This window comes from Streptomyces sp. NPDC043746 (assembly GCF_056436485.1).
Map to the genome: position 1 here is coordinate 22,545 of NZ_JBWKCM010000018.1, position 7,449 is coordinate 29,993.

At 71.5% G+C, this 7,449-nt stretch carries 6 protein-coding genes and 2 pseudogenes; 3 read left to right on the forward strand and 5 right to left on the reverse strand.

The window, feature by feature from the left end:
• Nucleotides 1-170: 170 nt before the first annotated feature.
• Nucleotides 171-1,823, forward strand: coding sequence for a B12-binding domain-containing radical SAM protein (locus AC0682_RS19980; protein WP_478534282.1), 1,653 nt, complete (start codon nucleotides 171-173; stop codon nucleotides 1,821-1,823).
• Nucleotides 1,824-1,998: 175 nt separating this feature from the next.
• Here the strand turns inward: AC0682_RS19980 and AC0682_RS19985 are convergent, their stop codons facing one another.
• A complete protein-coding gene (locus AC0682_RS19985) occupies nucleotides 1,999-2,757 on the reverse strand; it encodes a class I SAM-dependent methyltransferase (protein ID WP_478534284.1) in 759 nt (252 codons plus the stop codon).
• 155 nt (nucleotides 2,758-2,912) lie between these two features.
• Here AC0682_RS19985 and AC0682_RS19990 point away from each other — a divergent pair.
• A pseudogene (locus AC0682_RS19990) lies at nucleotides 2,913-3,238 on the forward strand (IS5/IS1182 family transposase); the annotation flags it as partial.
• 215 nt (nucleotides 3,239-3,453) lie between these two features.
• On the opposite strand, the pseudogene AC0682_RS19995 reads toward AC0682_RS19990, so the two are convergent.
• A pseudogene (locus AC0682_RS19995) lies at nucleotides 3,454-3,738 on the reverse strand (MFS transporter); the annotation flags it as partial.
• A gap of 144 nt (nucleotides 3,739-3,882) precedes the next feature.
• Between AC0682_RS19995 and AC0682_RS20000 the strand changes: the two are divergent.
• On the forward strand, nucleotides 3,883-5,097 hold the full coding sequence (locus tag AC0682_RS20000; RefSeq protein WP_478534285.1) for an ROK family protein: 1,215 nt from the start codon (nucleotides 3,883-3,885) through the stop codon (nucleotides 5,095-5,097).
• A 92-nt stretch (nucleotides 5,098-5,189) separates the two neighbouring features.
• Here AC0682_RS20000 and AC0682_RS20005 read toward each other — a convergent pair whose 3' ends face one another.
• From AC0682_RS20005 to AC0682_RS20015, 3 genes are read right to left on the reverse strand one after another with little or no spacing between them, the layout of a single operon-like run.
• The gene (locus AC0682_RS20005) at nucleotides 5,190-6,128 is read right to left on the reverse strand and encodes a phosphotriesterase family protein (protein ID WP_478534287.1); all 939 of its coding nucleotides are present in this window, start codon (nucleotides 6,126-6,128) and stop codon (nucleotides 5,190-5,192) included.
• Nucleotides 6,122-6,703, reverse strand: coding sequence for a DUF4865 family protein (locus tag AC0682_RS20010; protein WP_478534288.1), 582 nt, complete (start codon nucleotides 6,701-6,703; stop codon nucleotides 6,122-6,124). The genes AC0682_RS20005 and AC0682_RS20010 overlap by 7 nt, the downstream gene beginning before the upstream one ends.
• Nucleotides 6,704-6,715: 12 nt before the next feature.
• Nucleotides 6,716-7,300: a TetR/AcrR family transcriptional regulator gene (locus tag AC0682_RS20015; RefSeq protein ID WP_478534290.1), complete on the reverse strand. Its 585-nt coding sequence runs from the start codon at nucleotides 7,298-7,300 to the stop codon at nucleotides 6,716-6,718.
• Nucleotides 7,301-7,449 lie beyond the last annotated feature (149 nt).

A 7,449-nucleotide genomic window follows, 5' to 3' on the forward strand; every position in this document is an offset into this window, starting at 1 on the left:
ACGATGCCGGCGGGATCTGCCGCTCCCCGCGCGTGCACGCGGCCCTTTCGTTCGTAGGCACCCGCACCGGCCGCAAGCGGCTCCTCTACAGCCCACCCCACGGATTGACGAAACCCCTAGGGACACCCCCCTGAGTAACGGGCGAACCTCAGACTGAGAGAAGAACGCTCATGAGCCACACATCGACACCGCCGCGGACCGGAGCGAACCGGCGGGCCCTGCGGATCCTCCTGATCGCAGGCCTGGGCCCGGCCAAAAGGACTAGGCACCTGCTGCACGGCTCCTCCTTCGACCCCGACCTCGAATCCGAGGGTTCGACAAAGCCGTTCGACCTGTCGCGTCTCACCTTCGACCACCATGGGCGCCGCCACCAGGTGCTCCGCCCCTACGACGCGGCGGGTCCCGCCTCGTTCCCGGTCGCTGACCAGCACCTCACCCGCATCAAGCAGATGCCGAACCTGACCACGTTCACTCTGCAGGCAATCCTTGAAGCCGCCGGGGCGCAGTTCCAGACCTGCCCGACCGAAGCCATCTGGTTCGGAGACCCGACGCCGCCAAGCGACGACTTCGACGTGGTCCTGCTGTCCACCACGTTCATCTGGAACGCCCGCACCATGGACCAGGCGATCGCCTGGGTCACCGAGCGCTACCCGACCGCCCGGCTGGTCCTGGGCGGCCAGTACAGCAACCTGAAGTTCCACGACATCCTCACCCACCACGAGCAGGTGTCCGTGGTGGTGCGCGGGGACGCCGAGGCCGCGCTGCCGATGCTGCTGTCCGCCTTCTCCCACAACGAGTCCATCGGCCACATCCCCAACCTGGCGTGGCGCGACGCCGACACCGGCGCGTTCCGTATGACGGCGACCAAGTACATCGACCTGGAGGAGTACCCCACCCCGGTCCCGTCCGGCACGCACCCCGTCGTCCCGACCGAGACGATGCGGGGCTGCCCGTTCAGCTGCAAGTTCTGCTCCTACCCGGCCGCCTCGCCGACATGGCGCTACAAATCCGCCGGCAAGCTCGCTGACGACTTCCGCCGCTTCCGGGACGAATGCGGAGGTCGCTATGTCAAAGCGATGGACTCGACGTTCACGGTCCCGCCCACCCGGTTCCGTGAGCTGCTGGCTCTGCTGCCGGACATCGGGATGCCGTGGGAGGCGTACTCGCGGACCAACGTGATCAAATCACCGCAGGTGGTATCGGCTCTGGAGGACTCCGGCTGCCGGGCGCTGGCGTTCGGTTACGAGTCCATGAGTGACGCGACGCTGGGCTACATGAACAAGAAAGTCCGGGCCAGCGACAACCGGCGGGCGATCGAACTGATGGTGAACAGCACGATCGAACACCGGGGCACGTTCATGGTCGGTTACCCCGGGGAGACCGAGGACGACTTCGCGCTCACCCGCGACTTCCTGGTCCACGAGTACAACGGACGATTCGGGATGTACGTGTTCTCCATGACCGACGAGACGATGCCCGTATGGGCCGACGCCGACCGCTTCAAGATCCACATCGACGACCTCATGCACCCCGATGACGGATGGCGCCACGTCGGCATGGACTCGGTCACCGCCAACCGCCTGCAAGCCGAAACATTCCGTGAGGTGCGCTGGGCAAACGACAACGCCATCGGCAACATCTGGCAGAACGACTTCGAGCTTCCCCTCGCCCCGCACCTGAGCGATAGCGACAACCGCTACCTGGAGAAGCGCGTCGAACGCCTCGGCATGCTCAACGTCGACTTCCCCGACGATCCCGCCAACCCTGCCAAAGAAGCCGCCCTCTTGGCAGAACTCGCCCCCCTCGGCGTATCCAGCAACTGAGCCCATCCTGCCGGCCACGGAGGCTTACGAACTCCGTGGTTCCGGCCACGCGTTGGACGACCCGACACCACCTCTCTTTGCCGCCCCACACCTGCCAGGTAGCGATCGCGGACCGGGTGGCCCGCAATACATCAGTGGCCCACACGTCTTTGGGGGTGGAGATCCGGCTCTCACGTCACCTGCGGACGAACACGGCCACGTCATAGCGCTCAAGTACCGGTTCTGACGCGGCCTCGTCGCGTACAGCAGCCTCCATGCGAGCGAGACCCTCGCGGAACTCCTCTGCGGTGAGGTGGGTGAACCTCGACTGCGAACGGGTGACCAGACGAGCGCGGTACTCCTCCAGGCTCGCTGTAACCGGCTGGGCGAAGGAGGTGACATCCTCCAGGTCGAACCCGGCAGAGGTGAAATCGGCGACGACTTCCTCCTCGCCGGGGAAACGCCGCTCGTCGATCGCTCGAAGGCGCGGCCAGTACTCGTAGACCAGCGGGTCGAGACGCTCACGAAACGTGGTGCGGACGATCACCCGCCCGCCGACGCGCAAGACGCGCGCCAGCTCACGCGCCGCCTGGACACGGTCGGGGAGGTGATGGATCACCCGGGACATCAGGGCCAGGTCGAAGGAGTCGGCCGGTGCGGGCACGGCCTCCGCCGTCCCGGCCACATAACGCACGGCGGGGTGCGGGTGATGGCGCCGCGCCTCGGCGAGCATCGCCTCGGACGCGTCCACGGCCAGGACCCGGCAGCCCTCGACCCAACGGGCCATCGCAGCCGAGAAGATGCCCGTCCCCGCACCGATCTCGACGATGGACGGCTCCGGGCGTCGTGTATGGGAGGCGATCAGATCCACCCAGGCACGCAGGGATTTCTCCGGCATCCTATTGCCCTGGTCGTACGCCCCGGCAAGTCGCAGATCGTCATAGACACGGCCCATGAGGACAGATTCTCATTCAGGGAGCACTCCCGGACAAGAACGCCTCCCGGGCTCGACTGTCAGTGGCGTGCGGTACTCAGAGCCTTCTCCAAGCTGGCGGTGCTGGCCATGTGCTGGACACGCATGCGCAACGACGAAGCAGCCTCCTCCCTTTCTGGGCCTCGTCGGCTCTGCCCGGCTCGGTTCACGACCTGCCCGCCGCCGCGCGACAGCACGGGACCATCGAAGTCCTCACCGAAACGGGGCTCAGATGTTGGGCGAGCACGGCGAATCAGGGTGCTGACGGCTCCGTCCGCGTTCCGTTCCGGTCGGCGTTAGCGGAAGCCGCCACAACACCACCCACGCCAAGATCTGCTGTCTCGGCGAGCAGGCCATGGCCACCCTCAGGGGGTGGCGCCTCCTGCGGAGGTTCTGCTGCGGCACCAACCCGATCACCGACGTCGTGAAGGCCGTCCTCGTCCTTCACCTCGCATCGCCGTGAGGTGGGAAGAGGCTCAGTCAGCAATGGAAGCCCGACCGATCCACAGGATTTGACCTCACGGCAGAACCGGGCAACCAGGAGCACGCCGAGGGGCCGGTGCCGACCCCTCGGCGCCGGCTTCGACGCACGCCGGACAGGACGCCGGTGTCTCCCGCGAGCGTGAGACACCGAGACTGCCGCCGCTCACCCAGCGGGTGAGACACTTCAAGACTGGACACGCATAGTGCTTGCATAACGCAGCGGCGGCAGAGCCGGCCCGTGAGCACCATGGTGATCACCGCGCCGGCGGAGACGCCGAGGAGGGCGAGGCCGAGGGTGGAGGCGGAGGCTCCGGTCTGCTGCTTGATGGCCGGGATGCGGACCACCCAGCCGGCGAAGAGGAACCCGTCGAGGGCGAAGAACACGGTCAGCGCGGTACGGAGGCGGGCCGACGAGGGAGGGGCGGTGTCTCCGCCAGGTCCCCCCGGTAGGGCCGTCCGCAGTTTGTTTAGTTGCGGCACAAACTCAGCATAGGGGCGGCCGGACGGCGGGCGCAACACGGTCGGCGGGACCGGAGCAGCGCGCCTGACGGAGGGACACGTCACCCGTTCCGGCGGGCTCCCTCGGGTCCGGGGCGCCCGCCGGATCATGGGAGACTCGCCCTCATGAACGGCAAGGCGACCACCACCCGGACGAAGTTGGAGAGGGGCCGCAGCGCGCTCGGGCCCGCTCTGGAACTGGTCCACACCGGGCGCGCCCCCACGCGCGCCGTCCTCACCTCCGAGCTGGGCGTCACCCGGGCCACCGCCGGGGCGGTCGCCGCCGAGCTGGAGGCGCTCGGGCTGATCCGGGTCGATTCCAGCCCCGGTTCCGCGGCCGGTTCGCAGGGCCGCCCCTCGCATCGGCTGGCCGTCCTGGAGTCAGGCCCCGTCGTCCTCGCCGCCCAGGTCCACGCCGACGGCTTCCGCGCCGCGCTCGTCGGGCTCGGCGGCCGGATCGTCGCCACCGCGCCCGGCTGCGTCACGGTGATGGCCGACCCGGCCCAGGTGCTCGGCGAGGTCGTGGCGGCCGGGGCCGGGCTGCTGCGCGAGAGCGGGCTGCGCTGCGTCGGCGCCGGACTCGCCGTGCCGTCGGCGGTCGCCGAGCCCGAGGGCACCGCCCTCAACCCGCTGCACCTCGCCTGGCCCGCCGGTTCGCCGGTACGGGACATCTTCGCCGCCTGCGTACAGGACGCGGGCATCGTGGGCCCCGCCTTCACCGGCAACGACGTCAACCTCAGCGCGCTGGCCGAGCACCGCCACGGCGCCGGTCGCGGTGCGCAGCACCTGCTCTGCGTCGCTACCGGCCACCGGGGGGTCGGCGGGGCCCTGGTCCTCGACGGCCGCCTGCACAGCGGCAGTTCGGGGCTCGCCCTGGAGGTGGGCCACCTCACCGTGAGCCCAGAGGGCCGGCCCTGCCACTGCGGCGGCCGCGGCTGCCTCGACGTTGAGACGGACCCGCTCGCCTTCCTCACCACGGCCCGCCGCGACCCGGGCCCGGAGGAGTCGCTGCTCAAGCAGGCCGGCGATCTGCTGCGCACGGAGTACGAGGACCCGGACGTACGGCACGCCGCCGAGGAGCTGATCGACCGCCTGGGTCTGGGCCTCGCCGGGCTCGTGAACATCCTCAACCCGGACCGGATCATCCTGGGCGGCCTCCACCGCGAGCTGCTGGAGGCCGACCCGGAGCGGCTGCGGGCCGTCGTCGCGGACCGCAGCCTCTGGGGGCGCAGCGGCAGTGTGCCGATCCTGCCCTGCACTCTCACCCACAACAGCCTGGTCGGCGCCGCCGAACTGGCCTGGCAGCCGATCCTCGACGACCCGCTGGCCGTTCTCGCCTGAGGGGGGCGCGGGCACCAGGGCCGCTGCCGGCGCGGAGCCCGCGACCCGGTGTCCCGACCCTCAGGCCCGGGGTGTCCCAGGCCCGGGGTGTCTCAGGCCCGGCGTGTCCGAGACACCGGCGCGAAGCCGAACGCCCGGGCCGGGTTGGCGGTCAGCACCGTGTCCAGCAGCTCCTTGCCCAGGGCCTCTTCGAGCCGGGGGCGTACCCGGCGGAGCAGATGCGGCATGCCCGGCGTCTCCGGCACCGTCGTGTCGCCGCCGAGCAGCAGCTGCCCGCCGAGCCCCGCCTCCGCGAGTGCCACCAGCTGGTCCGGAAGCCGCCAGTCCGTGGCGTGGTTGGCCCGGGAGGGGCCGTCGAAGGCGAGGAACGCCCCCGCCCGCCCGGCCTCCCGCTGGACGTCCACGTCAGGGCAGCGGCCCAGGTGGCCGAGGAGCACCCGGCCCGGCGCCACCTCCAGCTCACCGCAGAGCAGGTCCAGGACGTCCAGGGCCCCGGTGCCCAGCTCCAGGTGGACACCGATCGGCGCACCGGTGCGGTGGTGGGCCTCTGCGGCGGCCGTCATGGTACGCCGGGCGTGGGCGTCCACCCCGTGGAAGGCCCCCGCCACCTTGATCATCCCGGCCCGTACGCGGCTCTCCCCGATGCCCTCCGTCAGTTCGGCCACGAAGAGGTCGGCGAGGCGTGCGGGGTCGGGGAGGCCGGAGTGCGAGGGCGCGATCCGGTGCAGTACCTCGGGTGCGTAGTGCGCCGCCTGGTGCAGCCCGGTCGCCGCCACCACATGGACGCCGGTCGAGGCGGAGAGCGCCGCGAGATCCGCAGCCCGCCGCCCCATCCCGTACGGAGTCCATTGCACGACCGTCCCGCCGCCCAGCGCCCGGAACGCCGCGAGCTGCCCCGCCGCCCGCTCCGGGTCGTCCAGCTCCTGGCCCGGCAGGCGCGGGCTGCGCAGGAACAGGTGGTCGTGGGCGTCGCAGATCCCCAGCTCGTCGGCGGGCACGTCGCCGAGCACCGTACGCACCGGGTTCACCACTGCCGCCCCCGCTCCAGCCGCCCGGCCTCCGGCGCCGACAGGTGCAGCACCTCGTACGCCTCGCCCTCCGCCCCTGGCGGCGCCCCCTCGTACAGCGTGAAGCGGACCAGCTCCCAGCGGCGCGGGTCGACCGCCAGCGCCGTGGCGACCACCCCCGGTCCCTCGGCGGTCCGGCGCGTCTCCTCCAGCGCCGCGTCGACGGCGGCGGCGGGGCGCACGGCACCCGGGACGGGCCGCCGCAGCCGGACGGCCGACCGGGGGAGTGCGCCGGCGGCCGGACCCTCCTCGTAGGAGAGTCCCGTCCAGTGCTGGACCTCGGGGCGCCCGAAGTCGTCGACGAACCCCTGGAACCCGGCGCCCCAGAGGAAGGAGTTCATCCCCTCGGGGGCGTGCCAGAGGTAGAACGGCGCGTACTGGTTGACCGGGGAGCCGCCCGCGCGCTCCCGGATCAGATAGGCCTTGAGGCCGAGGCCCGGGAAGGCGTCGAGGAGGTGCCCCTTCGCCGCGACCCGGGTGCGGATGATGCCCATGTCGTAGTCGGCGGGCAGCGTTGTCTCGTACTGCATGGCGTGCACGGCGGCGTCTCCTCAGGCGGGCCGGGCGCGGGTCGCGAGCAGCGAGAGCAGCCCGTCCACCGCGGAGTCGAATGCGATGGACGAGCCGGAGGCCCGCGCCAGGACGTAGCCTCCCTGCACGGTGGCGACGATGGTCGCCGCGACCTGGTCGGGGGCGGTGCCCGGGGCGAACTCGCCGCTGTCCAGGCCCTCCTGGAGCAGGGTGGCGATCCGCTCCCGCAGCCAGTCGAGCGTGGCGTCGAGCGGGGCGCGCAGCGCGTCGTCCGCGACGACGTCCGGGTCCATCGTGAGGCGCCCCACCGGGCAGCCGCGCAGCACCTCGCGCTCGCGCCGCAGATACGCCGCGATCCGCTCGCCGGGGGTGCCGGGCCCGTCGAGCACCCGTCCCGCGGTCTCCCGCATCTCCCGCGCGGTACGGGAGATGGCGGCGAGCGCCAGGTCGGACTTGCCGCTGAAGTGGTGGTACATGCTGCCCTGGCCCGCGCCCGCCGCGCGCTGGATGGCCTTGGGGCTCGTCCCTGTGTAGCCCCGCTCCCACAGGAGGTCCTGGGTGGCCTCGATCAGCCGGTCCGGAGTGCTCATGCGGATACTGTACATAACAGTAGGTACAGAAGAGGGCGAAACCCGGGGCGGGGCGTGGGGGGGGGGGGGGGGGGGGGGGGGGGGGGGGGGGGGGGGGGGGGGGGGGGGGGGGGGGGGGGGGGGGGGGGAGGGGGGGGGGGGGAGGAGGGGGGAGGGCGGCAGGA